The following is a 26,709-nucleotide window of genomic DNA, read 5'->3' as shown; positions in this document are numbered from 1 at the left end:
AACGACCCTACACAGAGAGACATAATAATGAAAAAACTGATCGTAGCCGCCCTCATCGCCATGACGTCCGGGGCCGCCCTCGCCGAAAACGAGCAAATTGTTTTCAGTACGCCAAATCTGGCCATGCCGTTTGAAGTGCACATGCAGCGCACGGCGGTGAAGGCCGCAAAAGAGATGGGCGTGCAGCTTCAGGTGCTGGACGGGCAGGGCAGTTCACCAAAACAGGTGGCTGACCTGGAAAACGCCATCACCCGCGGAGCGCAGGGGTTCATCGTCTCCCCGAACGACGTGAACGCGGTCTCCAGCGCGGTGGATGAAATTCAGGAGGCGAAGCTGCCGGTCGTCACTCTTGACCGCTCCGTCGACAGCCAGAAGAAGGTGCCGCACTTTGGCGCCAACAACTACAAGGGCGGCCAGGCGATTGGCGACTTCGTCAAAACTAAATTCCCCAACGGTGCGGACATCATTCTGCTCACCGGCCAGCCGGGCTCCTCCTCCAATATTGAACGCACCAAAGGGATCCGCGACAGCCTGAAGGCGGGCGGGGACAAGTACAAGATCGTCGCCGATCAGACCGGCAACTGGATGCGTTCAGAAGGGATGCGCATCGTTGAAAGCGTCCTGCCTTCTCTGCCGAAACGCCCGCAGGTGATCCTCTCCGCCAACGACGATATGGCGCTGGGGGCGATTGAAGCCCTGCAGAGCCAGGGCGTGAAGCCCGGTGAAATCCTGGTGACCGGCTTTGATGCGGTACCGGAAGCGCTGGCCCGCGTGCGCGAGGGCTGGCTGGCGGTAACCGCCGATCAGCGTCCGGGCTTTGCGGTGCAGACGGCGATGAGCCAGCTGGTGGCCAGCGTGCGCGAGAAGAAAGCCATCACCGGCGCCGACTACCCGCCGACGCTTATCACCAAAGAGAACCTGCAGCAGGCTGAGCGCATCGGCGAGGCCGGTAACTGATCTATCCGCAGCCGCCGCGCGAGCGGCGGCGCACTCTGAAGGAGGAGCAGACCGATGTCGCAACCCTTACTGAAAGTGACTGACCTGGCGAAAAGCTTTTCCGGCGTCTGGGCGCTGAGCAGCGCTCAGCTGACCGTCGGCAGCGGAGAAATTCACGCCCTGCTGGGGGAAAACGGGGCGGGAAAATCCACGCTGCTGAAGGCGCTCGCGGGGGCGCAGCCGCAAACGCGCGGGGAGATCTGGTTCAACGGCGAAACGCTGCCGGTGGACGACTCCCCGGTGGAGCGGCAGAACAAGGGCATTATCACCATCTATCAGGAGTTCAACCTGCTGCCCAACATGACCGTCGCGGAGAACATGTTTCTCGGGCGCGAGCCGCGCAGGCGTAACCTGATCGTCGACGAAAAGGCGGTAAACCAGGAGGCGCAGGTCATCCTCGATTACCTGCAGCTGAACGTCGCCCCGACCACGCCGGTCGCCCGCCTGAGCGTGGCGCAGCAGCAGATGGTGGAGATCGCCCGGGCGCTGACCCTCAACGCCCGGTTAATCATTATGGACGAACCGTCCGCCGCGCTGAGCGACAGCGAGGTGGAAAGCCTGCACCGCGTGGTGCGGGAGCTAAAAAATCGCGGGGTGAGCATTATCTATGTCACCCATCGCCTGCACGAGGTTTTCCAGCTCTGCGATCGCTTCACCGTGTTCCAGGACGGCCGCTTCACCGGCACCGGCGCGGTGGCGGAGACCAACGTCGAGCAGCTGATCCGCCTGATGGTCGGGCGCGACGTGGCGTTTAACCGTCGTCCCGCCAGCGAAACGCATCATGAAGACAAACCCATCCGTCTGGCCGTGAAGGGGCTGAGCCGCGAAAAGCCGCCGCTGGATCCGCACGGTATTGCCCTGCACGACATCAGCTTCCACGTCCACGCCGGGGAGGTTTTAGGCATTGCCGGGCTGGTGGGCGCGGGACGCACCGAAGTGGCGCGCTGCCTGTTTGGCGCGGACGCGTTTACCTCGGGCAGCTTTGAGCTGGACGGCGTGCCGTACCGGCCGCGCGATCCGCTGTATGCCTTGGACCAGGGCGTGGCGCTGGTGCCGGAAGATCGCAAAAAAGAGGGGGCGGTGCTGGGGCTGTCGATTCGCGACAACCTGTCGCTCTCCTGCCTTTCGTCACTGCTGCACTGGCGCTGGTTCGTCAACACCCGCAAAGAGGACGACCTGATTGAGTCCTACCGCCAGGCGCTGCAGATCAAAATGGTCAACAGCGAGCAGGAGGTGCGCAAGCTCTCCGGCGGTAACCAGCAAAAAGTGATCCTCGCGCGCTGCATGGCGCTCAATCCTCGGGTGCTGATCGTCGACGAGCCGACGCGCGGCATCGACGTTGGGACCAAATCAGAAGTGCACCAGGTGCTGTTTGACATGGCGAAAAAGGGCGTGGCGGTGATCGTGATCTCCTCCGATCTGCCTGAAGTGATGGCGGTGTCTGACCGGATCATCACCCTCAGCGAAGGCCGGGTGACCGGCGAGATCCACGGCGACGACGCTAACGAAGAACGGCTGATGACGATGATGGCCATCAACCACAACGCCCTGAACGCGGCATAACGGAGTTTCTCATGACGCAGATGATTTCTAAAACGCAGGCCCCGGTGAAACGTGCCGGACGCATCGATCCCATCGCCTTCTTCGAGCGCTTCGGGGTGCTGATTTTCATGATCCTGCTGCTGATCTTCTTCCAGTCGCAGAACAGCAACTTTTTCTCTGAACGCAACATTTTCAACATCCTGACCGAGGTCTCCATCTACGGGATCATGGCCGTGGGGATGACCTTCGTCATCCTGACCGCCGGGATCGACCTCTCCGTCGGCTCCATTCTGGCGGTGTGCGCCATGACCGCGGCGTACGTGATCAAGGGCGACAACTTTACCACCGTTGACCCGAACGCCTGGGGCGGCATGAGCTGGCTGATTGGGCTGGGGATTTGCCTGGCGATGGGCACGGCGATTGGCTTTCTGCACGGTCTGGGCGTCACCCGCCTGCGCCTGCCGCCGTTCATCGTCACTCTCGGGGGGATGACCATCTGGCGCGGCCTTACGCTGGTGATTAACGACGGCGCGCCGATCGCCGGTTTCGATCAGGGCTACCGCTGGTGGGGGCGCGGGGAGCTGCTCGGCATCTCCATTCCGATCTGGATCTTCGCCATCGTCGCCGTCGGCGGCTATCTGGCGCTGCACAAAACCCGCTGGGGCCGCTTCGTCTACGCCATCGGCGGCAACCCGGAGGCGGCGCGTCTGGCGGGTGTCAACGTGAAGCGCGTGCTGGTCAGCGTCTACGTGCTGATTGGCTGCCTGGCGGGGCTGGCGGGCTTCATCCTCAGCGCGCGTCTGGGGAGCGCCGAGGCGGTGGCCGGGATCTCCTTTGAGCTGCGCGTCATCGCCTCGGTGGTGATTGGCGGCACCTCGCTGATGGGCGGCTACGGGCGCATCGGCGGCACCATCATCGGCTCCATCATCATGGGTATTCTGATTAACGGCCTGGTGCTGATGAACGTCTCGGCCTACTACCAGCAGATTATCACCGGATTAATTATCGTTCTGGCGGTGGCGTTCGACACCTACGCCAAGAGCCGTCGCGGCGCACTGTGAGGATCGTGATGAAAGAGGTACGTATTGGATTAATCGGCACCGGATATATCGGCAAGGCGCACGCCATCGCCTACGCCCAGGCCCCGACGGTGTTCAACCTGCGCGGCAGGCTGGTGCGCGAGATGGTGGCCGAGGTGAACCCGGCGCTGGCGGCAGAGCGCGCCCGGGCGTTTGGCTTCAACCGTTCAACGGGAGACTGGCGGGCGCTGGTGGCCGACCCGGCCATTGATGTGGTGGATATTTGCTCGCCCAACCATCTGCATAAAGAGATGGCGCTGGAGGCGATCCGCCACGGCAAGCACGTTTACTCGGAGAAGCCGCTGGCGCTGAACGCCCACGACGCGCGTGAGATGGTCGAGGCCGCAAGGCGGGCAGGGGTGAAAACCCTGGTGGGCTTCAACTACATGAAAAACCCGACGGCGCAGCTGGCGAAGGAGATCATCGCCCGCGGCGAGATTGGCGAGGTGATCCACTTCTACGGCACCCACAACGAAGACTACATGGCCGACCCGCTTTCGCCGATTCACTGGCACTGTTTCAAAGAGACTGCCGGGCTGGGGGCGCTGGGCGATCTGGCGGCGCATATCGTCAATATGGCCCAGTACCTGGTGGGGGAGATTGAGCAGGTTTGCGGCGACCTGAAGATTGTGGTCCCGGAACGTCCGGCCAAGGCCGGATCGTCGGACATGGTTGCCGTCGAAAATGAGGATCAGGCCCACGCGCTGGTGCGCTTCGCGGGCGGGGCGCAGGGCGTCATTGAAACCTCCCGCGTCGCCTGCGGCCGCAAGATGGGGCTGTCGTACGTCATCACCGGGACGAAAGGCGCCATCAGCTTCACCCAGGAGCGCATGGCGGAGCTGAAGCTCTATCTGCATGACGATCCGGTCAACCGTCAGGGGTTCCGCACGCTGCTGGTCGGCCCGGCACACCCGGACTACGCCGCGTTCTGCATGGGCGCGGGCCACGGGATCGGCTTTAACGACCAAAAAACGGTGGAGGTGCGCGACCTGGTGGACGGCATTGCCGCCGACGCCCCGATGTGGCCGGACTTCGAAGAGGGCTGGAGGGTGTCGCGCGTGCTGGACGCCATCGCACTCTCGCACCAGCAGGGCCGCTGGCTGAACGTGAACGACATTGTCTGAAGAGGTATCAACGTGGAAAAGCAGTTTGATGTGATATGCATGGGCCGCGTGGCGGTAGACCTCTACAGCCAGCAGATTGGCGCCCGTCTGGAGGATGTATCCAGCTTCGCCAAATATCTCGGCGGATCGTCCGGCAACGTGGCGTACGGTACCGCGCGTCAGGGCCTGCGCTCCTCAATGCTGGCGCGCGTGGGCGACGAGCATATGGGCCGCTTCCTGCGGGAAGAGTTAAGCCAGGTGGGCTGCGACACCAGCCATCTGATTACCGATAAAGAACGCCTCACGGCGCTGGTGCTGCTCGGCATTAAAGACCGGGACACCTTTCCTCTGATTTTTTACCGCGATAACTGCGCGGATATGGCGATTACCGCCAGCGATGTGGACGAAAGCTACATCGCCTCCGCACGGTGTCTTGCCATCACCGGGACTCACCTTTCTAACCCCCAGACCCGCGAGGCGGTGCTGACGGCGCTGGGCTATGCCCGCCGTCACGGCGTGCGCACGGTGCTGGACATCGATTACCGCCCGGTGCTGTGGGGGCTGACCTCCCTGGGCGACGGCGAAACGCGCTTTATTCCCGCCGATCGGGTCACCCGCGAGCTGCAGGAGGTGCTGCACCTCTTCGACGTCATTGTCGGCACCGAGGAGGAGTTCCACATTGCGGGCGGCAGCACGGATACCTTACAGGCGCTGGAACGGGTGCGCGACGTGAGTCAGGCCACGCTGGTCTGCAAGCGCGGCGCGCTCGGCTGCTCGGTCTATACCGGTGCCATTCCGCCACGGCTGGACGACGGCCTGACGGTGACCGGCGTGCGCGTGGAGGTGCTGAACGTCCTCGGCGCGGGGGACGCGTTTATGTCCGGCCTGCTGCGCGGCTACCTGAACGACGAGGGCTGGGAGCAGGCGTGCCGCTACGCCAACGCCTGCGGCGCGCTGGTGGTCTCGCGCCACGGCTGCGCCCCGGCGATGCCGAGCAAAATCGAGCTGGATGACTATCTCTCCCGCGCCGCGAATGTGCCGCGTCCGGATCTCGATCCGCGTCTTAACCATCTGCACCGGGTCACCACCCGCCGCCGTGAATGGCCCGAGCTGTGCGTAATGGCGTTCGACCACCGCAGCCAGCTTGAGGATATGGCGCTGCAGTGCGGCGCGTCGCTCGGGCGCATTCCGGCCCTGAAGCAGCTGATCCTGCAGGCCAGCCGCGAGGCGGCGAGCCGCGCCGGGCTGGAGGGCAAAGCCGGTCTGCTGTGCGACGGCACCTTTGGCCAGGACGCGCTCAACGCCATTACCGGTGAAGGGTGGTGGATCGGGCGGCCCATTGAGCTGCCGGGCTCGCGGCCGCTGGAAATGGAGCACGGCAATATCGGCACCCAGCTTATCAGCTGGCCGCAGGAGCACGTGGTGAAGTGCCTGGTCTTTTTCCATCCGGAAGATGCCCACGGCCTGCGCCTGGAGCAGGAGCAGAAAATCGCCGAGGTGTACCACGCCTGCTGCCGGTCCGGGCACGAACTGCTGCTGGAGGTGATCCTGCCCGCGACCATGCCGCGCAGCGACGAGCTCTACCTGCGCGCCATCTCCCGCTTCTACAACCTGGGCATTTACCCGGACTGGTGGAAGCTGCCGCCGCTCTCGGCCGAGGGCTGGACGTCGCTCGGTGAAATTATCGAACGCCGGGACCCGCACTGCCGCGGAGTGGTGATCCTCGGGCTTGACGCGCCGGCCGAACAGCTGCGCGCCGGGTTTAACGCCGCGGCGGGGCACGATCTGGTGAAGGGGTTTGCCGTGGGGCGCACGCTGTTCGGCGACGCTTCCCGCGCATGGCTGAAGCACGATATCGACGATGCGCAGCTGGTAGCGCGCATCCGGGACAACTACCTGCAGCTTATCGCCTGGTGGCGCGAGCGCGGGCACGCATAATGGAGACGACAATGAGTGTACAACTTGGCATCAACCCGCTGACGTGGACGAACGACGATCTGCCTTCGCTCGGCGCGGAGACGCCGCTGGAGACCTGCCTGAGCGAAGGCAAAGAGGCCGGTTTTGCCGGCTTCGAGCTGGGCAATAAGTTCCCGCGCGAAGCGCGCCTGCTCGGCCCTATTCTGCAGCGCCACGACCTGCAGCTGGTCTCCGGCTGGTACTCCGGCCGCCTGCTGGAGCGCAGCGTGGAGGAGGAGATTGCCGCCGTGCAGCCGCACCTGACGCTGCTGCGCGAGCTGGGGGCGAAGGTGCTGGTCTTTGCGGAAGTGAGCGGCTGCATTCACGGCGAGCAGCAGACGCCGGTGCACCTGCGCCCGCGCTTCCCGAAGGATCGGTGGAAGGAGTACGGCGAGAAGCTCACCGAATTTGCGCGCTATACGCAGCAGCAGGGGGTGCAGATTGCCTACCATCACCATATGGGCACGGTGATTGAGTCCGCCGACGACGTGGACAGCCTGATGACCCACACCGGCGACGAGGTGGGACTGCTGCTGGATACCGGGCATCTGACCTTTGCCGGGGCCGATCCGCTGGCGGTGGCGCAGCGCTGGGCGACGCGCATCAACCACGTCCACTGCAAAGACGTGCGCGCCGACGTGCTGGCGGACGTGAAAAACCGCAAAACCAGCTTCCTCGACGCGGTGCTGAGCGGCGTGTTTACCGTGCCGGGCGACGGCTGCGTGGATTACCCGCCGATAATGCGGCTGCTGAAGGCGCAGGACTATCACGGCTGGCTGGTGGTGGAGGCCGAGCAGGATCCGGCGATTGCCCATCCGCTGACCTACGCCCGTCTGGGTTATAACAACCTGAGCCGCCTGGCGCGCGACGCCGGGCTTATCTGAGGAGGTGACATGTCACGTCTGCTATCACGCTGGCAACAGCCGAACGCTGAGGGCCGCACCCAGTCCGTGACGCCCCAAAGCGCGGGGTGGGAATATGTTGGCTTTGAGGCCTATGAACTTCAGGAGGGGCAGCAGCTGACGCTGCCCGCGGTCAGCGAGGAGCGCTGTCTGGTGCTGGTGGCCGGGCGCGCCTCCATCAGCACGCCATCCGCGCGGTTTAACGACATCGGGGAGCGGATGAGCCCGTTCGAGCGCATCAAGCCGTGGGCGGTTTACGTCACCCCGCTGGAGGCGGTCCAGGTGAAGGCGCTGACGAGGCTCGAGCTGGCGGTCTGTGCCGCTCCCGGCAAAGGCGCGTATCCGACGCGGCTGATTGCCCCGCAGGATATCGACGGCGAGGCGCGCGGCAAGGGCCACAATCAGCGCTACGTGCACAACATTCTGCCGGAAGACAAGCCCGCCGACAGCCTGCTGGTGGTGGAGGTGTGGACCAGCGAGGGCTGCACCAGCTCGTACCCGAGCCATAAGCACGATACGGATAACCCGCAGCAGGAAACCTATCTGGAGGAGACCTACTACCATCGCCTCAACCCGGAGCAGGGATTCTGCATGCAGCGCGTCTACACCGATGACAGAACGCTGGACGAGTGCATGGCGGTCTACAACCGTGACGTGGTCATGGTGCCGAAGGGCTACCATCCGGTGGCGACGATGGCCGGGTATGACAGCTATTACCTCAACGTGATGGCCGGGCCGGTGCGCAAATGGATGTTCACCTGGGAAGACGATCACGCGTGGATTAATCGCGATTATCCCGCAGAGAGGGGGGGCTGAGGCGGTCTTTCTTGTCGGGCGGCGCTGCGCTTACACGACCTGCGAAACCGTAGTCCTGAGCAAGCGCGCCGCCGCCGGGCGAATTGTCCTCAGTGCACCCGCCTCGCCTGCTCAATCGTGCGGGCGATGGCCTCCGGATGGCTCACCATCGATACGTGGCTTGCCGCCACCTCGGTGGTTTTTGCGCGGATCGCCTTCGCCATCGCGCGCTCCAGCGCCGGGTTAATCATCCTGTCATTCTCGCTTACCACATACCAGCTCGGCTTAGTGCGCCACGCTGCACGAGTAATCTTTTCCCCAAACGCATCGCCCCTTATAGGCCCCTGCGTGGCCGCAATGGTCTGTTGCTCACCCGGCTTCACGTCAGGCGCAAAATCCTTCCTGACGGCCTCCGCTGGCAGATATAAATAGCCGTCCGCGGTTTTGGCAATGCCCGCGCTGCCCGGCGGTGCAGGGAAGCTTCCAGCGAGATCCGCCGTCGACTGGCCGGCGTCCGGCGCGAACGCCGCCACGTAAACCAGCGATTTGACCCGCGCATCGTTACCCGCTTCGCTAATTACGGTCCCGCCCCAGGAGTGGCCTACCAGCACCACGTCGCCCTGCGCGCGGGCGATGGCCCGCTTTGTGGCCGCGACGTCATCGTTCAGCGAGGTGAGCGGCAGCTGGACGGCAATGACCTCTGCGTGCTGTTTCTGTAACAGGGTAATCACCTTATTCCAGCTGCTGCCGTCGGCAAACGCGCCGTGCACCAGAACGACGCTGGTTTTACTCTCCGCAAAGGCGCTGGTGGAAAGCGCCAGCAGGCCCGCCGTGACTACAGACAGTGCTTTCATCTTAAGCGTCCTTAAAAATGGTGAACCGCCGCGTGGGGCGGTACGGTGAATTCAATGGCTTTGTGGTCGAGCGGTTTATGCGTCGGGTCGGCCAGAATAATCGTCACCTTGTGTTTACCGGCGGGCAGACCCACCAGGATCACCGGCTCGCCGCTGGCGTCAGCCCAGTGCCACGGCGCGTCATCCACCACCACGTGAATGTGGCCTATGCGCGGGGTGACCCTGAGCGCCTCGGGGCCGAACACCGGCTCGATGCGCAGGTTTTCGGCACGGTACTGAATAAACACCGCGCCTTTGCTCAGCGGCCCGGCAAGGGGCGGATCGACAATCAGCTTTGCAGGCGGCTGCGGGTGTGCCAGCGGCGCGACGGCGGCGGGGCCGTTAACATCCGCGGCGCTCAGGTTGTCCAGGGGCGCGGCCCAGGAGCCGGTTGCCGACGCGAGGGCCAGCAGGGGGAACAGCAGGTATCGACGCATCATCGGTGTCTCTCCTCATCGGTTCTGAATGATGTCAGACACAGATAACCGTATTTATGTATCGGAGAGATTTGCCGGAGGCGCCGTTTTGTACCCGTCTGTCAGCGTGGCGCGCTGGATACAGTGCGATACAGTTTGCCTGCCGGGAAGACGGGCAATGGCAATCGCCAGCGTCTGGACAGAATTTTGAGGAGAGGGATCGCCGGCGTTATTCGGTTATTGCAACACCATCTGAGGAACTAGCGTTCTGGCGCGTCGACGGTCAGGCTGGTTTGCTGTGACTGGATTTTGTCCTGATGGTGATACCAGGCGCCAATGGAGGAGTACACAAAGCGTCCAAAGAAAAACAGAAAGCTGATGAGCAGTATGATGCGGGTCATTCGGGTGTTAAATCGATGTCGTTTTCGCATACGCGTAGCCTGACTCACTTTCTTTTCCTGAGTATACCCTTCCGGGCGATGCGGCTATTAAGGCACAACCGCACGAAGGGGTCAATTCGATGAAGTGTAAAATACCGTCAATGCTTACATTAATATATGTTATTAAAAACAACGCATTTATTTATCGCATTGATAACTACAGGAAAAATAATTAAAAAAAACGTAAGAAAGATTTAATCAGATAAAATTGTTTGATTTAAGTCAACGGGATTGCGTCGTTGATATTTAAAATCCCTCCTCCACTGTGCTTGCCAGGAATTTTCCGGGCGACGTGTACGTCAGGTTGGATGCCTGTCTTCACTTACCCTCTGGAGCGAAAGGGTTGTAAACGAGCATCTATGAAAATTCACCACATCCTGAAGCAGAATAAAAACCGCTGGTGGGCGCTTCCTCTTATTTTACCCGTGGCGTTACTCCCGGTGCTCAGCGTGGCGAATACCCTAACGCAGCTGGGCGACGGTATCGTTGCGCTCTACTATTTACCCCTCTCTTTTTTGCTGACGCTGATGCTGTTTTTTGGCCTGGAAGCCATTCCGGGCGTTCTGGTGTCGCTGTTTATCCGCTATTACCCGGCCGTTGGGCTCTATGAAACCGTGGCCGGCATTCTTCATTTTATCGTCCCGCTGGTGCTCAGCTGGGGCGGCTACCGCGTGTTTGCTCCCCGACGTAATATGACCGCTTACGGTGACGTGCGGCTGATGGGGCAGCGCATGTTCTGGCAGGTTTTCTGCCCGGCAACGCTGTTTCTGGCGCTGTTTCAGTTTGCGGTGTATCTCGGCGTTTATGAGAGCCGCCAGAGCCTCGCGGGGTTAAACCCCTTTAATATCCGAACCCTCATCAACTATCAGGCGCTGCTGGTGAGCGGGCTGACGGGGGTACCGCTCAGCTATCTGCTGATCCGCCTGATTCGCCATCCGCGCTATATCAAAGCGCTACTGTCACAGCTCCGCGCGCAAATAGACAAAAAGGTAACGGTTGTTGAGTTTGTGGTGTGGTTTATCGCCCTTGGCGGGCTGCTGGGCATGCTGCTCCTGCCCATGAATATCAACAGCTCTATTTTCAGCACTAACTATACGCTGTCCCTGCTGATGCCCGTGATGCTCTGGGGGGCAATGCGCTTCGGCTATAAGCTGATGTCGATTATCTGGACGCCGGTTTTGCTGGTGTCGATACACTATTTTTATCACTACATTCCGCTGAATCAGGGCTATGACATCCAGCTGGCCATTACCTCCTCCAGCTATCTGGTCTTTTCCTTCGTCGTGATTTACATGGCGATGCTGGCAACACGCCAGCGGAGCATCAACATTCGTTCCCGCAGACAGGCATTTCTCGATCCGATATTGCATATGCCCAACCTGCGGTCGCTGTCGCGTGAGCTTGCCGCGAATCCGTGGTCGGCGCTCTGTTTGCTGCGCGTGCCTGAACTGGAAGTGCTGGGGCGCAATTACGGGGTTTTGCTGCGGATCCAGTACAAACAGCAGCTGGCGCAATGGATAAACGGCACGCTTCAGCCCAACGAGCGGGTCTACCATCTCACCGGGTTCGACATGGCGGTGCGTCTGAATGCGGAGTCCCATCAACAGCGCATCGAGGCGCTGGACGAGCACATTAAGCAGTTCCGTTTTGTCTGGGATGGGATGCCGGTGCAGCCGCAGGTTGGCGTGAGCTACTGCTACGTGCGCTCGCCGGTTAATCACCTCTACCTGGTGCTGGGCGAGCTGGGCCTGGTTGCCGATCTCTCACTTTCAACCAACCACCCGGAAAACCTTCAGCAGCGCGGCGCTGTTCATTTGCAGCGTAGCCTGAAAGATAAGGTGGCGATGATGAGCCGTTTGCAGGCGACGCTGGAGCAGAACGCCTTTACCCTGCTGGTTCAGCCCGTCCGGGGGCTGCGGGGCGATCGTTACCACGAGGTACTGCTGCGGATGCGCGATGATAACGGCGCGCTGATTTTCCCCGAGCAGTTCCTGCCCGTCGCGCAGGAGTTTGGCTTATCCTCGCGCGTCGATTTATGGGTGCTGGAGCGTACGCTGCGTTTCCTGGCGGAGCACCGACAGCGGCTGCCGGGCCAGCGCTTTGCCATCAATCTCGCACCGTCTACCGTCTACCGGTCGCAGTTTCCGCTTGAGGTGAATCGTCTGCTGGCTAAGTACGCCATTGAAGCGTGGCAGCTGATCTTTGAAGTGACCGAAAGCAGCACCCTGGGCCGTACGGACCTGGCCGCCCCCACGCTAAGGCAGTTACAAAAGATGGGCATACGCATCGCAATTGATGATTTTGGCACCGGCTACGCCAGCTATGCGCGGCTGAAAAGCGTGGATGCCGACATCCTCAAAATAGACGGCGGCTTTATCCGCAATATTGTCAGCAACAGCCTGGACTACCAGATTGTGGCCTCGATTTGCCATCTGGCCCGGATGAAGAAAATGCTGGTGGTGGCGGAATGCGTGGAAACAGAAGAGATACGTAGCGCGGTTCACGCGCTAGGTATCGATTACGTTCAGGGCTATCTGATAGGCATGCCGGTTGAGCTGGAAACGCTGGCCGAAGCGCAGCCTCAGGAGAGCGCCTGAGGCGTTACGCCGCAACCTCGGCGCTCTCTTCTTCGATCTTCAACAGCCAGCCGGTGACCGCTTCCCAGTACTGCTGCTCTTTTTCCAGATCCAGCAGGACCAGCGCGTTCTGGCTAAACCAGTCGTGCGGGAAGCTCAGCGTCCAGTGATGGTCGTCCGTTTTCAGCTTCAGCGTCGGCGGGGTGGTGGTGGCCTGTCGCTGGTTGTTGAGCAATACTCCCAGGCGCAGCAGCTGAATTAAAGGCAGGAACTGCTTTTTCTTGAACAGCGTAAAGCGCGGCAGATCGTCGAGCTTGATCGCCTTGCGGTGATAGCGCACCAGCGTGGCCATCATGGTCTGCTGCTCCTGGTTAAAGCCCGGCAGATCGCTGTTTTGCAGGATATAGGCCGAATGGCGATGCATCCCGCTGTGGTTGATGTTCAGTCCCACCTCGTGCAGCATCGCGGCCCATTTCAGCAGTGCGGCAAGCTGGGGGTGGGCAAGCTTCGGATTCTGCTCTTCCCACTGCTCGTACATCTGAACCGTGGTCTCCAGCACGCGCTTCGCCTGCTCGCGGTCGATGTTGTACTGGTTCGCCAGGCTCTGCGCGGTGCGGCTGCGAATGTCCTGATGGCGGAAGCGTCCTTCCATCTCGTACAGCACGCCTTCACGCAGGGCGCCGTCAGAGAGGCGCAGCTCTTTGATCGCCAGGGCGTCAAACACGCCGCAGAGGATCGCCAGCCCCGGCACGAATACCGCTTTACGCTCGTCCGACAGGCCCGGCAGGCTCAGGGCATCAAAGCTCTTATGCTTAAGCACCTCTTCGGTAAGCTTCACCAGGCGCTCAGGAGTAATAAACCCGTCTTTTTCACCCATTGCCAGCAGCACTTCGTGGGCGGCTTTAATCGAACCCGAAGCCCCCAGCGCCACGTTCCAGCCCTGAATACGATACTGCCAGGCCAGATTTTCCAGTTTCTGAACCGCGGCCATGCGCGCGCGCTGGAAGTTTTCACGGGTAATTACGCCCCCCGGGAAATACATCTGCGCGAAGCTGACGCAGCCCATACGGCGGCTCTCTACCAGGCGCGGCTCGAAGTCTTCGCCAATCACCAGCTCCGTTGAGCCACCGCCGATATCAATCACCAGCTTGCGGCCTTTTTCCGGCTGGGTGTGCTCAACGCCCATAAAAATCAGGCGCGCTTCCTCGTTCCCGGAGATGATCTCAATCGGGTAGGGGATAACCTTTTCCGCGCGCTTGAGAAATTCCGGCGCGTTCAGCGCCTGGCGCAGCGTATGCGTCCCGACGATGCAGACGCTGGAGGGCGAAAAGCCCTGGAGACGTTCTGCGAAAAGCGACAGGCAGTTCAGGCCGCGCTCCATTGCCTCTTCGCTCAGCATATTACGCGCGTCCAGACCGTCGGCCAGATGCACGCGCTGCTTCAGGCGACCGATGATCTGCATCGCGCCATCCACCACGCGGGCGATGACCATGTGAAAACTGTTTGAGCCAAGATCGACCGCGGCGAACTCCTGCGGGCGTGGGGTGTTATCGTTTATTGGCATAGGTTAATCGGGTTGCTCAAGTGATTTGATATAATCGTAAATCGCCAGTTGCGACCGCACTTTACGGCGATTGCCGCGCGGTACATAGCGGTTACTGAGTTCTTTGTCGATATAGCGTGCTTTCACCGTATCGCTGAACAGGATCTCGATAATGTCGAGGATCCGCTGCTTCAGGCGTGGGTCCAGCAGCGGCGCCGCCACTTCAATACGGTAATCAATATTACGCGTCATCCAGTCGGCGGATGAGAGATAAACGCGCTTATCGCCGGCGTTATCAAAAATATAGACGCGATCGTGTTCAAGATAGCGATCCACAATGCTGATCACGCGGATATTATCGCTGATCCCTTCCAGTTCCGGAATGAGTGAACACATGCCGCGAATAAGCAGGTTTACCGGAACGCCGGAACTGGAGGCTGCGTACAGGCGGTCCACCAGGCCTTTGTCCACCAGGTTATTGAGCTTCAGCGTAATGCCGGACGACAGGCCGTTCTGCGCATTGGCGATCTCTTTGTCGATCATATCGTACAGCAGACGGCGCGAGTTCTGCGGTGAAACCAGCAGATAGTCGAAGCTAACCGGGCGGTACGGGTTTTCAATGAAGTTGAACACCCGACGCACTTCGTTGGTGATGCGCGCATCGGCAGTCAGCAGCGAGTAGTCGGTGTAAATACGCGCCGTTTTCTCGTTAAAGTTACCGGTACCGATATGGGCGTAACGCACCACGTCGTCGCCCTCTTTACGGGAGATCAGGAACAGCTTGGCGTGAATTTTCAGCCCCGGCGCGGAGAAGATGACGTGCACGCCCGCTTCCGTCAGGCGGCGCGCCCAGTGGATGTTGGCTTCTTCGTCGAAACGCGCCTGGAGTTCAACCACAACGGTGACTTTTTTGCCGTTGTGCGCCGCGTGGATCATCGCGTCGATGATGCGGGAATCTTTCGCCACGCGATAGATGTTGATTTTAATCGCCAGCACGTTCGGGTCGAACGACGCCTGCCGCAGCAGTTCCAGCACGTGTTCAAAGGTGTGGTACGGATAGTAGAGCAGCACATCGCGCTCGCGGATGGCGTCGAACCCGTTGCGGAACTTATCGAACCAGATATGGCGCAGCCGCGGCAGCGGTTTGTTTACCAGATTGGCTTTGCCGACGTTCGGGAAGCCGATGAAATCTTTAAAGTTGTGGTAACGCCCGCCGGGAATAATGGAGTCGTAGCGGGAGATGGTCAGCTTGTCGCGCAGCATTTCGACCATCGCATCCGGCATATCGCGCTGATAGACAAAGCGCACCGGCTCTGCCGTAAGGCGCTGCTTGAGGCTGGAGGACATCAGCTCCATCAGGCTGGCTTCCATCTCATGAACCAGATCGTATTCGGCGTCGCGGGTCATCTTCATCGAGTAGGCGTTTAGCGCGTCGTAATCGAAGAAGCCTTTGAAGATATCGTCCAGGCAGTAGCGAAGGATGTTATCGAGCAAAATCATCGGTTTGCGTCTGCGCGGGGTTTCCGGCGGCAGGTTCACAAAGCGCGGGACTTTATCAGACGGTATCTCCAGCAGCGCGTAGCTAATATTCTCACCGCGAATGATTTCCACGGCCAGATAGGTGTAATCATCCTTCAGGAACTGCACCAGATCGGTTTCACGGTTGATCAGAATCGGGGTGATGTGCTGGCGCAGATAATGTTTGAAATAGTGGCGCAGCCAGTTTTGCTGGTTCGCGGAAAGCTGGCGTTCGTTAATCAGGAAGATTTGGTTACGCGCCATTTCCAGCAGCAGCTCGTTATAGAGGCCATCAAATTCCTGATCGGCTTTCATTACGCGAGACTGGATTTTGCCCAGCAGGTGGCGCGAATGCGAGTTTAAGCCCTGTTCTTCGCTGATGATGATTCTGCGCTTCAGTTCAGCAAAACGAACCTTATAGAATTCATCCAGATTGTTGGAATAGATGCCTAAAAAGCGCATACGCTCAATCAGCGGGTTGCTTTTATCGGCCGCTTCCTGAAGTACACGTTCGTTGAATGCTAACCAGCTTAGCTCTTTCTCGATGTATAACTTTTCCTGACCCATTACAGCTCACACTCCAGTTCAATCACAGGACGTGGTAAATCCGTCTCGTCCTTATTATGGCGAGCATTTCCACGATATGTCCAACAGTGCCAGAAAAGTATGACAGTTATTTTTTTTGTTGGGGATTTTAGAGGGTTGGAGAAGGGGATATCGGGTAATGCCGCGTGCAGGTCGGGTGAGCGCGGCACCACCCGACACGATAAACTACGCTTCGGCCGCATAGCCCTGCGGGGGCAGCTTCACGCCGTCCAGCCAGGCTGCACCGTCGCGCATTGCCAGACGCCCGTCGACAAACCAGCTTACCACCAGCGGGTAAATGGCGTGTTCCTGCGTCTGCACGCGTTCGGTTACGTCATCTTCGCTGTCGCCCTCGAAGACCGGCACTTTCGCCTGCAAAATCACCGGGCCACCGTCCAGCTCGTCGGTGACGAAATGCACGGAGGTACCATGCTCCTCGTCGCCGTTTTCCAGAACCTGACGATGGGTGTACAGGCCGGGATATTTTGGCAGCAGGGAAGGGTGGATATTGAGCAGGCGTCCGGCGTAGCGTTCAACGAACGCCGGGCTCAGGATACGCATGTATCCGGCCAGCACCACCACGTCGGGCGCGCAGGCGTCAATCTCCTGCATCAGCTCGCGGTCAAATGCCTCGCGGCCGGCAAACTGGCTGGCTTCCAGCGCGTGCGCCGGGATGTTCGCTTCCCGCGCACGCTCAAGGCCGAACGCATCGGCCTTGTTGCTGAATACTGCCCGAATGGTGCCATTGATTTTCTTCTGCCTGCAGGCGTCGATAATTGCCTGCAAATTGCTTCCGTTACCGGAAATGAGCACCACGATGTTTTTCATTCAATGACCACACGCTGTTCGGAATCGGAGGCTTTAATCGTACCGATTTTCCACGCGTTTTCACCTTTTTCAGTCAGCAGCTTAACCGCTTTATCCGCTTCGCTGGCCGGCAGGGCGATAACCATGCCCACGCCGCAGTTAAAGGTGCGGTACATTTCATGAGAGCTTACGTTGCCTGCGGTTTGCAGCCAGTTGAAGACGGACGGCCACTGCCATGAAGATTCGTCGATTACCGCCTGGGTATTGTCCGGCAGCACGCGCGGAATGTTTTCCCAGAAGCCGCCTCCGGTCAGGTGGGCGATAGCGTGAACGTCAACGTTCGCGATCAGGTCCAGCACGTTTTTCACGTAGATGCGGGTCGGGGCCAGCAGGTGATCGGCCAGCGGTTTGCCGTCCAGCTCGGTGGTCAGCGGGTCACAGCCGCTCACTTCGAGGATTTTACGCACCAGGGAATAGCCGTTGGAGTGCGGGCCGCTGGAGGCCAGCGCAACCAGCACATCGCCGTCGGCCACTTTGCTGCCGTCGATAATTTCTGATTTTTCTACCACGCCGACGCAGAAGCCCGCGACGTCATAATCTTCACCGTGATACATGCCCGGCATTTCCGCGGTTTCGCCGCCGACCAGCGCACAGCCTGACTGCAGGCAGCCTTCGGCAATGCCGTTAATGACGCTCGCTGCGGTATCCACGTCCAGTTTGCCGGTTGCGTAGTAATCCAGGAAGAACAGCGGCTCGGCGCCCTGTACCACCAGGTCGTTGACGCACATTGCCACCAGATCGATACCGATCGTGTCGTGACGCTTAAGATCCATCGCCAGGCGCAGTTTAGTACCCACACCATCCGTACCCGAGACCAGCACAGGTTCACGATATTTTTGCGGCAGCGCGCACAGTGCGCCGAATCCACCCAGGCCACCCATCACTTCCGGGCGGCGGGTTTTTTTCACCACACCTTTGATTCGGTCAACCAGCGCATTACCTGCGTCAATATCAACACCGGCATCTTTGTAGCTGAGAGAAGTTTTGTTGGTCACGGCTTAAATCCCCACGCGATTGCATAGCTAGTAAGAAAAATCGGCGCAATTCTAACAGTCCAGGCAAACGTTTGCGAGCCTATTCTCGGCGCGGGGATCTTTTTTTCACTCTCGCTCGTGCGGGCCGACAAACATGACTCTGTTCACGAAAATGAAACCGGTTTCGGCGAACTGCTTGCAACCGTTATCCCCTTTGCACATCATCGAAATGAAACCGGTTTCTGTAACTGTTTTTGCAGAAAATAACGCAGAATGAGGGAAAGCGAATGTCAGGATTTAAAGCAGGTTTTCTGTGGGGTGGGGCCGTTGCGGCGCATCAGCTTGAAGGCGGCTGGAAAGAGGGCGGCAAGGGCGTGAGCGTTGCCGACGTCATGACGGCGGGGGCCCACGGGGTGCCGCGTGAAATCACCAACGGCGTGCTGGAGGGGAAAAATTACCCTAACCACGAAGCCATCGACTTCTACCACCGCTATAAAGAAGACGTCAAACTCTTTGCCGAGATGGGGTTCAAATGCTTCCGCACCTCTATTGCCTGGACGCGTATCTTCCCGAAAGGCGACGAGCTGGAGCCGAACGAAGCGGGCCTCAAATTCTATGACGATCTGTTCGACGAGTGCCTGAAGCACGGTATCGAACCGGTGATCACGCTTTCCCACTTCGAGATGCCTTTCCACATGGTGACGGAATACGGCGGCTGGCGCAACCGTAAGCTTATCGACTTCTTTGTCCGCTTCGCGACGGTCGTTTTTGAGCGCTACCAGCATAAGGTGAAGTACTGGATGACCTTTAACGAGATCAACAACCAGGCCAACTTCCACGAGGACTTCGCGCCGTTTACCAATTCCGGGCTGAAATACGCACCGGGTGAAGATCGCGAGCCGGTCATGTTCCAGGCGGCGCACTATGAGCTGGTGGCCAGCGCCCTGGCGGTGAAGGCGGGGCGCGAGATCAACCCGTCGCTGCAAATCGGCTGCATGATTGCCATGTGTCCAATCTATCCGCTGACCTGCGCCCCGGACGACATGATGATGGCGATGAACGCCATGCATCGCCGCTACTGGTTCACCGACGTCCACGTGCGCGGCACGTATCCGCAGCACCTGCTTAACTACTTTGAACGTCGCGGCTTCGCGCTGGACATCACCGAAGAGGATAAAGCAGCGCTGGCCCAGGGCTGCGTGGACTACATCGGCTTCAGCTATTACATGTCCTTCGCCACCAAAGCGACGGCGGATAATCCGGAGCTGGATTACGACGAGAGCAAGAGCCTGGTTTCCAACCCGTACGTGCAGAAATCCGACTGGGGCTGGCAGATCGATCCGGTTGGGCTGCGCTACTCCCTCAACTGGTTCTGGGATCACTACCAGCTGCCGCTGTTCATCGTTGAGAACGGCTTTGGCGCGATTGACGTGCAGGAGAGCGACGGCACGGTGAACGACCAGTACCGCATTGATTATCTCTCCGCGCACATCCGCGAGATGAAAAAAGCGGTGGTGGAAGATGGCGTGGATCTGATGGGTTACACCCCGTGGGGCTGTATCGATCTCGTTTCTGCCGGCACCGGTGAAATGAAGAAACGCTACGGCTTTATCTTTGTTGATAAAGATAACGAAGGGAACGGCACGCTGAACCGCAGCAGGAAGAAGTCGTTTGACTGGTACAAGCGGGTGATTGCCAGCAACGGGGAGCAGCTATAATTGCCGGGTGGCGCTGCGCTTGCCGGGCCTGCGGGGTTTCCAGGCCGGAGAAGCGTTAGCGCCACCCGGCAGAACCTCGCACCAAAGCCGGAGCCATGTCTCCGGTTTTTTTATGCGTTAATCATTTTGATTGATATACGTCAAGCAAGATGGGTATGGCGCAATCCGAAAAAAGCGGTATAATCCCGCGATTTTTTTGCGGATGCCACCTCAGAGGAGAAAGAGAATGAAGATTGTGGAAGTGAAACACCCACTCGTTAAACACAAGTTGGGCCTGATGCGTGAGCATGACATCAGCACGAAGCGTTTTCGCGAACTGGCTTCTGAAGTGGGCAGCCTCCTGACCTACGAAGCAACCTCCGATCTGGAAACGGAAAAAGTGACCATTGAAGGCTGGAACGGCCCGGTACAGGTTGAGCAGATCAAAGGTAAAAAAATTACCGTTGTGCCAATCCTCCGTGCGGGTCTGGGCATGATGGAAGGCGTGCTGGAGCATGTGCCAAGCGCGCGTATCAGCGTGGTAGGTATCTATCGTGACGAAGAGACCCTTGAGCCAGTCCCGTACTTCCAGAAGCTGGTTTCCAACATCGACGAGCGTATGGCGCTGGTGGTTGACCCGATGCTGGCGACCGGTGGTTCCATGATCGCCACCATCGACCTGCTGAAAAAAGCAGGATGCAGCAGCATCAAGGTGCTGGTTCTGGTCGCGGCGCCGGAAGGTATCGCGGCGCTGGAAAAAGCGCACCCGGACGTTGAACTCTATACCGCATCCGTCGACCAGGGGCTGAACGAGCACGGGTACATCATCCCGGGGCTTGGCGATGCCGGCGATAAGATTTTTGGTACTAAATAATCGAATAACGATAAAGAAGCCGACTTTGATAGTCGGCTTTTTTTTGAATAAAAACCCATAACAATGACACTCAGAGGAAAACACTATGACGCGCCGTGCTATCGGGGTGAGTGAAAGACCGCCGCTTTTACAGACAATCCCGCTTAGTTTGCAGCACCTGTTCGCCATGTTTGGCGCAACCGTGCTGGTGCCAATCCTGTTTCACATTAACCCGGCTACCGTGCTGCTGTTCAACGGCATCGGAACGCTGCTTTACCTCTTCATCTGTAAAGGCAAAATCCCGGCATATCTCGGGTCGAGCTTTGCCTTTATCTCCCCGGTACTGCTGCTGCTGCCGCTGGGTTATGAGGTCGCCCTGGGCGGCTTTATCATGTGTGGGGTGCTGTTCTGCCTGGTGTCCTTCATTGTGAAGAAAGCGGGTACCGGCTGGCTGGACGTGATGTTCCCGCCTGCGGCGATGGGCGCAATCGTTGCCGTCATCGGCCTGGAGCTGGCGGGCGTGGCGGCGAACATGGCCGGCCTGCTGCCGGCGGACGGTCAGTCGCCGGACACCAAAACCATCATCATCTCGCTGGTGACGCTCGGCGTGACGGTGTTTGGTTCCGTGCTGTTCCGCGGCTTTATGGCAATTATCCCGATCCTGATCGGCGTGCTGGCGGGCTATGCGCTCTCCTTCGTAATGGGCGTTGTGGACACCACCCCCATTGCCGAGGCGCACTGGTTCGCGCTGCCAACCTTCTATACCCCGCGCTTCGAATGGTTTGCTATCTTCACCATTCTGCCTGCCGCGCTGGTGGTGATTGCCGAGCACGTCGGCCACCTGGTGGTGACCGCGAACATCGTTAAGCGCGATCTGATCCGCGACCCGGGCCTGCACCGCTCCATGTTTGCGAACGGTTTTTCCACCATTATCTCCGGTTTCTTCGGCTCCACGCCAAACACCACCTACGGTGAGAACATCGGCGTGATGGCAATTACCCGCGTTTACAGCACCTGGGTTATCGGCGGCGCGGCGATCATCGCCATTCTGCTCTCCTGCGTCGGCAAGCTGGCGGCGGCGATCCAGATCATCCCCGTCCCGGTGATGGGCGGCGTGTCTCTGCTGCTGTACGGGGTGATCGGTGCCTCCGGTATTCGCGTGCTGATTGAATCCAAAGTGGATTACAGCAAGGCGCAAAACCTGATCCTGACCTCCGTCATCCTGATTATCGGCGTGAGCGGCGCCAAGGTACACATCGGTGCGGCCGAGCTGAAGGGCATGGCGCTGGCGACCATCGTGGGCGTCGGCCTGAGCCTGATTTTCAAGCTGATCTCGGTGATCCGCCCGGAAGAGGTGGTGCTGGACGCTGACGAAAGCGAAAAAGCGCCACGCTGATCGTAAAGCCGGGCGACGGATCGCCCGGTTCTCTCCTTGCAGGTTCCGTGTTAAACTCCATTCCGATTTTATGTAAGATCTCTGGTTGAGGTATTTCTGAACGGACCGGCACAGCTCTCTCTGCCACTTTATCTCCCTGACGACGAAACTTTTGCAAGTTTCTGGCCGGGTGATAACCCCTCTTTACTGGCTGCACTGCAAAACGTGCTGCGCCAGGAACACAGCGGATACATCTATATCTGGTCACGCGAGGGCGCGGGGCGCAGCCATCTGCTGCATGCGGCCTGTGCTGAACTCTCCGCGCGCGGTGACGCGGTAGGCTACGTGCCGCTGGATAAACGTACCTGGTTTGTGCCTGAGGTGCTCGAGGGCATGGAACATCTCTCCCTGGTCTGCATCGATAATATCGAATGCGTGGCGGGGGACGAGCCGTGGGAAATGGCGATCTTTAACCTCTACAACCGTATTCTGGAGTCGGGCAAAACCCGGCTGCTGATCACCGGGGATCGCCCGCCGCGCCAGCTTAATCTTGGGCTGCCGGATCTGGCGTCTCGCCTGGACTGGGGGCAAATCTACAAGCTCCAGCCGCTGTCGGATGAAGACAAGCTTCAGGCGCTTCAGCTGCGCGCAAGGCTGCGCGGCTTCGAGCTGCCGGAGGACGTGGGGCGTTTCCTGCTGAAGCGGCTGGATCGCGAAATGCGCACGCTGTTCGATACGCTCGATCAGCTCGATCGCGCCTCCATTACCGCCCAGCGCAAGCTGACTATTCCGTTTGTGAAAGATATTCTCAAGCTTTAGCTGCGCCGGGCCTGAGCTCTTCCATCAGGTGCTCCACCAGTAGCGGAATCGGCCTTCCCGACGCCACGCTTCGTCCGTTCTCACGCCACAGCGCCGTTCCGCTGATGTCCAGATGCGCCCACGGGATCGTCGGCGGACAGAAATGGTGCAGCAGCCACGCCGCCGAGGCGCTGATTGCCGCATTGTTGGGGGGCGTATTGCACAGGTCGGCAATGGCGCTGTCGGTCTGCTTTTTCAGCCGCGCATCCAGCGGCAGCGACCATACCTCGTCACCGCTTCGTTTTCCCGCCTGCGTCAGCGCCTCGCGCAGCGGCTCGTCCTGCGTCATCAGCCCGCTCAGCTCATACCCCAGCGCCTTCACGACCGCGCCCGTTAAGGTTGCCATATCAATGATATAGCGCGCCTGAGGGTGCTTCCGGCTGGCCCAGGCAATGGCGTCCGCCAGCACCAGCCGGCCTTCGGCATCGGTATTGTTGATTTCAACGGTGGTGCCGTTGCAGGCCGTCGCCACCGTGCCGGGCTGCATGGCGTCCGGGCCGATGGCGTTTTCCGCCAGCGCCAGCACGCCCATGAGGCGCACGGGGAGCGCCAGCTCTGCAACGGTCAGCATCAGCCCCAGCACGTTTGCCGCGCCGCACATGTCATATTTCATGGTGTACATGCCTGCGCCTTCCTTCAGCCACAGGCCGCCGGTATCAAAGGTAATGCCTTTGCCCACGTAGCAACGTACCGGGCCGTCGTTCGCGCCATCATAATGAATAGCCAGCAGACGCGGCGGGCAGGTCGCCCCTTTGCCAACGGCGTGCAGCAGCCCAAGGCCCTGCCCAACGATATCCTTTTCATTCAGCACCTCGCAGCGCAGGGCAGGGAAGGCGGCGCAGCGTTTTTGCGCTTCCTCCACCATAAGCTGCGGCGTGCAGCGGTCGGACGGGGTATCCGCCAGCCGCCGCGCCGCGACCATGCCGCGGGCGATGGCCTGCTGCTGGCGGAAGAACGTCTCAAGCCTCGCCTGCTGCTCCGGCACGCAGAGGGCGGTGATGCGCGTAATGCGCGCCGCCGAAGGGTCCGTTTGCTTCAGCCCCAGGTCGCTAAGCCTGTGCGCCTGATTAAAGAGAAAGCGCAGCACCTGCGCCAGCACCACCTCATCAATATCCGTTACGTCCAGCACGATGTCGGCGCTGGCCGGAGCGGCAACCAGCGGCCGCAGCGCGGTGAGCAACCCTTCGGTCAGGGCGTCATGCCAGAGCGCGTCCGGCAGCAGGGTGATGCGGGCAAAGGGCGCGCAGCCAAAGCGCGCGTCCGCAATGCTGTGCTGCTGGCGCATTTCAGCGAGAAGCGTGCTGTCCGGTAAATGGGCGCTGGAAGCGGGCGCAATCAGGTGGCCCTGCGGCGCTGCGTCTGCAAGCGTGGTGATAAACTGATAAGCGATCATCATGACTCCTCAATGGGCGCGCGGATGCGTGCGGCATAGGCCTGCATCCACGCCTCGTCCACGGCGTGATAATGGGTTTTCTCCCGCAGGCGTTCGGTACGAAAAACCGTGAGAGGCTGGCGGGCCGTTGCGACCACAAACGAAAAGGTTTTGATGTTCGTCGCGGCACCGAATTCGCCCCGGTTATTCATGCACACCACGGAGAGGTCGCCAACCCGGCCAAAGCGCGACATCAGCTTGTCCTCCAGTTCAAACACCACCGAATCCGCCGCCTGCTGTGGCGTCATGCCCTGCGCCATCCGGCGCACGATCTCATAGCTGGTACAGCCTTTCATCAGATCTTCACCGACGCCCGTCGCGGTCGCCGCGCCGGTTTCGCTGTCGCAGTAAAAGCCGGAGCCGACGATCGGCGAGTCGCCAACGCGGCCGCGTTTTTTCATAAACAGGCCGCTGGTGGAGGTCGCTACGCTCATGGAGCCCTGCATATCCAGACCGATAATGCCGACGGTGTCGTGCCCGTCGTACGGGCTCAGGCCTTTGTCCAGCGTCTCCCGGCAGCGCTTGCGGTAGTGCTGCATGGCGCGGTCGGTAAGCATGGTTTTGTCGCTAAAGCCCTGGCTCAGCGCCCATTCGCGCGCGCCCTGGCCAACCAGCAGGCTGTTGTAACGCTGGCGGCTGAGCGCATGGGCCACGCGCACCGGGTTGGCAATATCCACCAGATTCCCTACGGCGCCGAACGCCAGCGTGTCGCCGTCCATGTACGCCGCATCCAGCTCCACCTCGCCGTTCTCGGTGGGCAGCCCGCCGTAGCCGACGGATTTATAAAGCGGGAAGTCCTCCACGGCGGCGACGGCGTCAACCACCGACGCAGCGGCCGGTTTTCCCGCCGCCAGGGCAGAAGCAGACTCCGTTACCCCTTCAAGCGCCATTCGCCAGGTTGCGATAATTCCCCACATGCTTTACTCCTGTTTTGCAAGGGTGGTGTCGGTTTGCGCCACCGTGGACAGCTCCGCGGCGCGGTACTGTTTATCCACGATACGCATGAAGGGCAGGTACAGCATGGCGCCAATCAGCAGGTTGATCAGCTGCATCACGCTGCCGCTCAGGTGCCCGGTAACGATAAATCCGCTGATGACCGGCGGCAGCGTCCAGGGAATAAATACCCCGGTAGTGACGGCAACCGCGCCAATTTTCATCGCCGCGTACTGCACGGTGACCAGCACCAGCGGCACCAGGTTGAACGGAATGAGCATAATGGGGTTCATGATCACCGGCAGGCCGAACAGTATCGGTTCGTTGATGTTAAACACCGATGCTCCTGCGCCGAGGCGGGCCACTTCGCGCATGTTTTTACTGCGGGCAAAAATCAGCATCGCGATCACCAGCGACAGCGTGGCCCCGGCGCCCCCCATCCAGATCATGTCGAAGAACTGTTCCGTGATAATGTGCGGCGGCGTCGTTCCCGCCTGAATCGCGGCAATGTTATCGGTCTGGTTCTCCATCCACAGCGGGCGAATAATGCCGTTGATCATCGAGCCGGAGTTGATGCCCACCGACCACAGAATGGTGATGCTGAAGACCGTCATCAGCGCGCCAAAATAAGAGGTGCCATAGTGACGTACCGGCGTTGCAACCACGTCATAAATAAACTGGTGGATAGTGTTGTAGTGGGTATTTTCAAACAGGATGCGGATCGCCAGCACCAGAATCATCACCAGCAGGGCCGGGATCAGCGCGGCGAAGGACTCCTGCACCGCCGGAGGTACCCCGTCCGGCATCTTTATAACCAGCTTTTTGCGCTTCAGCCAGCAGAACAGCTCCGTCCACAGCAGGGAGCCGATCATCGCCACGAACAGCCCCTTACTGCCAATCCACTCTACCGGCATGACGGTAATACCGCCGTTTTCCGCCACCCTGATGAAGGGCGTCAGGATCAAAAAGGCGACAAGCGCGAGGATGCCGCAGGAGATGCGGTCTTCGCCATAATGTTCCGCCAGGCGGTAGGCGACCAGAAAGCTGATAAACAGCGACATGGTCGAGAACACCGCGTTGAACGGGATCTCAATAATTGCACTCCAGCTCTCACCAAAGACCTGAGACATAAACTGCTGGTAGGCCTGGTTCGGGAATGAGGAGATCACCAGCAGAATGGAGCCGACAATGATAAACGGCATGAATGAAACGTAGGCACCGCGAATGGCCCCAAGATGACGCTGCTGGGCGGTCTTCGCCGCCAGCGGCATCAGTTTTGCTTCAAGAAATCCCAGAACATTGTTCATTGTGAACTCCGTACAAGATTGAGAGGTGTTGTTTATGTTATGTCTGTGGATTATCAGTGAAGCGCGGCG

At 59.7% G+C, this 26,709-nt stretch carries 22 protein-coding genes; 12 read left to right on the top strand and 10 right to left on the bottom strand.

Annotated features, from left to right (window positions below):
* The first annotated feature begins 27 nt into the window (after positions 1–27).
* The 7 genes from IM304_RS11015 to iolB are packed head-to-tail and all read left to right on the top strand — an operon-like array spanning position 28 to position 8,394.
* On the top strand, positions 28–957 hold the full coding sequence (locus IM304_RS11015; protein WP_148420686.1) for a substrate-binding domain-containing protein: 930 nt from the start codon (positions 28–30) through the stop codon (positions 955–957).
* 54 nt (positions 958–1,011) lie between these two features.
* Positions 1,012–2,559, top strand: a complete 1,548-nt coding sequence (locus tag IM304_RS11010; RefSeq protein WP_193356055.1) for a sugar ABC transporter ATP-binding protein — start codon at positions 1,012–1,014, stop codon at positions 2,557–2,559.
* Positions 2,560–2,570: 11 nt separating this feature from the next.
* Entirely contained in the window at positions 2,571–3,599 is a 1,029-nt protein-coding gene (locus IM304_RS11005) for an ABC transporter permease (RefSeq protein WP_013098254.1), read from the top strand.
* A gap of 8 nt (positions 3,600–3,607) precedes the next feature.
* Positions 3,608–4,741 carry a Gfo/Idh/MocA family protein gene (locus tag IM304_RS11000; protein ID WP_193356054.1) on the top strand — a complete coding sequence of 378 codons (1,134 nt, stop codon included), beginning with the start codon at positions 3,608–3,610 and terminating at the stop codon, positions 4,739–4,741.
* Positions 4,742–4,753: 12 nt separating this feature from the next.
* A complete protein-coding gene (iolC, locus tag IM304_RS10995) occupies positions 4,754–6,658 on the top strand; it encodes a 5-dehydro-2-deoxygluconokinase (protein WP_193356053.1) in 1,905 nt (634 codons plus the stop codon).
* Positions 6,659–6,669: 11 nt separating this feature from the next.
* Positions 6,670–7,560: a myo-inosose-2 dehydratase gene (gene iolE / locus IM304_RS10990; RefSeq protein ID WP_193356052.1), complete on the top strand. Its 891-nt coding sequence runs from the start codon at positions 6,670–6,672 to the stop codon at positions 7,558–7,560.
* 9 nt (positions 7,561–7,569) lie between these two features.
* A complete protein-coding gene (gene iolB / locus IM304_RS10985) occupies positions 7,570–8,394 on the top strand; it encodes a 5-deoxy-glucuronate isomerase (RefSeq protein ID WP_193356051.1) in 825 nt (274 codons plus the stop codon).
* A gap of 89 nt (positions 8,395–8,483) precedes the next feature.
* Here iolB and IM304_RS10980 read toward each other — a convergent pair whose 3' ends face one another.
* From IM304_RS10980 to IM304_RS10970, 3 genes are all read right to left on the bottom strand, one after another.
* Complete coding sequence (locus IM304_RS10980) at positions 8,484–9,227, bottom strand: alpha/beta fold hydrolase (protein WP_193356050.1); 744 nt, start codon at positions 9,225–9,227, stop codon at positions 8,484–8,486.
* Positions 9,228–9,238: 11 nt separating this feature from the next.
* A complete protein-coding gene (locus tag IM304_RS10975; protein ID WP_193356049.1) occupies positions 9,239–9,706 on the bottom strand; it encodes a DUF6130 family protein in 468 nt (155 codons plus the stop codon).
* Between the two features lie 236 nt (positions 9,707–9,942).
* Positions 9,943–10,113: a YfgG family protein gene (locus IM304_RS10970; RefSeq protein WP_176609775.1), complete on the bottom strand. Its 171-nt coding sequence runs from the start codon at positions 10,111–10,113 to the stop codon at positions 9,943–9,945.
* 368 nt (positions 10,114–10,481) lie between these two features.
* On the opposite strand from IM304_RS10970, the gene IM304_RS10965 reads away from it, so the two are divergent.
* Positions 10,482–12,719, top strand: coding sequence for an EAL domain-containing protein (locus IM304_RS10965; RefSeq protein WP_193356048.1), 2,238 nt, complete (start codon positions 10,482–10,484; stop codon positions 12,717–12,719).
* Positions 12,720–12,723: 4 nt separating this feature from the next.
* Here IM304_RS10965 and ppx read toward each other — a convergent pair whose 3' ends face one another.
* The 4 genes from ppx to purM form a co-directional block, all read right to left on the bottom strand.
* Positions 12,724–14,262: an exopolyphosphatase gene (ppx, locus tag IM304_RS10960; protein WP_193356047.1), complete on the bottom strand. Its 1,539-nt coding sequence runs from the start codon at positions 14,260–14,262 to the stop codon at positions 12,724–12,726.
* Between the two features lie 3 nt (positions 14,263–14,265).
* Positions 14,266–16,326: a polyphosphate kinase 1 gene (ppk1, locus tag IM304_RS10955; RefSeq protein WP_148420696.1), complete on the bottom strand. Its 2,061-nt coding sequence runs from the start codon at positions 16,324–16,326 to the stop codon at positions 14,266–14,268.
* Between the two features lie 204 nt (positions 16,327–16,530).
* On the bottom strand, positions 16,531–17,172 hold the full coding sequence (purN, locus tag IM304_RS10950) for a phosphoribosylglycinamide formyltransferase (RefSeq protein ID WP_193356046.1): 642 nt from the start codon (positions 17,170–17,172) through the stop codon (positions 16,531–16,533).
* On the bottom strand, positions 17,169–18,206 hold the full coding sequence (gene purM / locus IM304_RS10945) for a phosphoribosylformylglycinamidine cyclo-ligase (protein WP_148420698.1): 1,038 nt from the start codon (positions 18,204–18,206) through the stop codon (positions 17,169–17,171). Before purM ends, purN begins: the two co-directional genes overlap by 4 nt.
* A 266-nt stretch (positions 18,207–18,472) precedes the next feature.
* Here purM and IM304_RS10940 point away from each other — a divergent pair, with 266 nt between their 5' ends.
* The 4 genes from IM304_RS10940 to IM304_RS10925 all read left to right on the top strand — a co-directional run bounded on the left by IM304_RS10940 (position 18,473) and on the right by IM304_RS10925 (position 22,929).
* A complete protein-coding gene (locus tag IM304_RS10940) occupies positions 18,473–19,903 on the top strand; it encodes a 6-phospho-beta-glucosidase (protein WP_193356045.1) in 1,431 nt (476 codons plus the stop codon).
* A gap of 226 nt (positions 19,904–20,129) precedes the next feature.
* Complete coding sequence (upp, locus tag IM304_RS10935) at positions 20,130–20,756, top strand: uracil phosphoribosyltransferase (protein ID WP_040074548.1); 627 nt, start codon at positions 20,130–20,132, stop codon at positions 20,754–20,756.
* 85 nt (positions 20,757–20,841) lie between these two features.
* A complete protein-coding gene (gene uraA / locus IM304_RS10930) occupies positions 20,842–22,131 on the top strand; it encodes a uracil permease (RefSeq protein ID WP_148420700.1) in 1,290 nt (429 codons plus the stop codon).
* A 96-nt stretch (positions 22,132–22,227) separates the two neighbouring features.
* Positions 22,228–22,929, top strand: coding sequence for a DnaA inactivator Hda (locus IM304_RS10925; protein WP_211482948.1), 702 nt, complete (start codon positions 22,228–22,230; stop codon positions 22,927–22,929).
* Here IM304_RS10925 and IM304_RS10920 read toward each other — a convergent pair.
* The 3 genes from IM304_RS10920 to celB are packed head-to-tail and all read right to left on the bottom strand — an operon-like array spanning position 22,919 to position 26,640.
* Entirely contained in the window at positions 22,919–24,361 is a 1,443-nt protein-coding gene (locus tag IM304_RS10920; RefSeq protein ID WP_193356057.1) for a M17 family metallopeptidase, read from the bottom strand. The genes IM304_RS10925 and IM304_RS10920 overlap by 11 nt on opposite strands.
* Positions 24,361–25,317: a N(4)-(beta-N-acetylglucosaminyl)-L-asparaginase gene (locus IM304_RS10915; RefSeq protein WP_193356044.1), complete on the bottom strand. Its 957-nt coding sequence runs from the start codon at positions 25,315–25,317 to the stop codon at positions 24,361–24,363. Before IM304_RS10915 ends, IM304_RS10920 begins: the two co-directional genes overlap by 1 nt.
* 3 nt (positions 25,318–25,320) lie before the next feature.
* Positions 25,321–26,640: a PTS cellobiose transporter subunit IIC gene (celB, locus tag IM304_RS10910; RefSeq protein WP_193356043.1), complete on the bottom strand. Its 1,320-nt coding sequence runs from the start codon at positions 26,638–26,640 to the stop codon at positions 25,321–25,323.
* Positions 26,641–26,709: the final 69 nt, after the last annotated feature.

Origin of the sequence: Enterobacter cloacae complex sp. P40C2, assembly GCF_014930695.1 — a bacterium.
GTDB lineage: Bacteria > Pseudomonadota > Gammaproteobacteria > Enterobacterales > Enterobacteriaceae > Enterobacter > Enterobacter pasteurii.
This window is presented reverse-complemented; position numbering and strand designations above follow the sequence as displayed.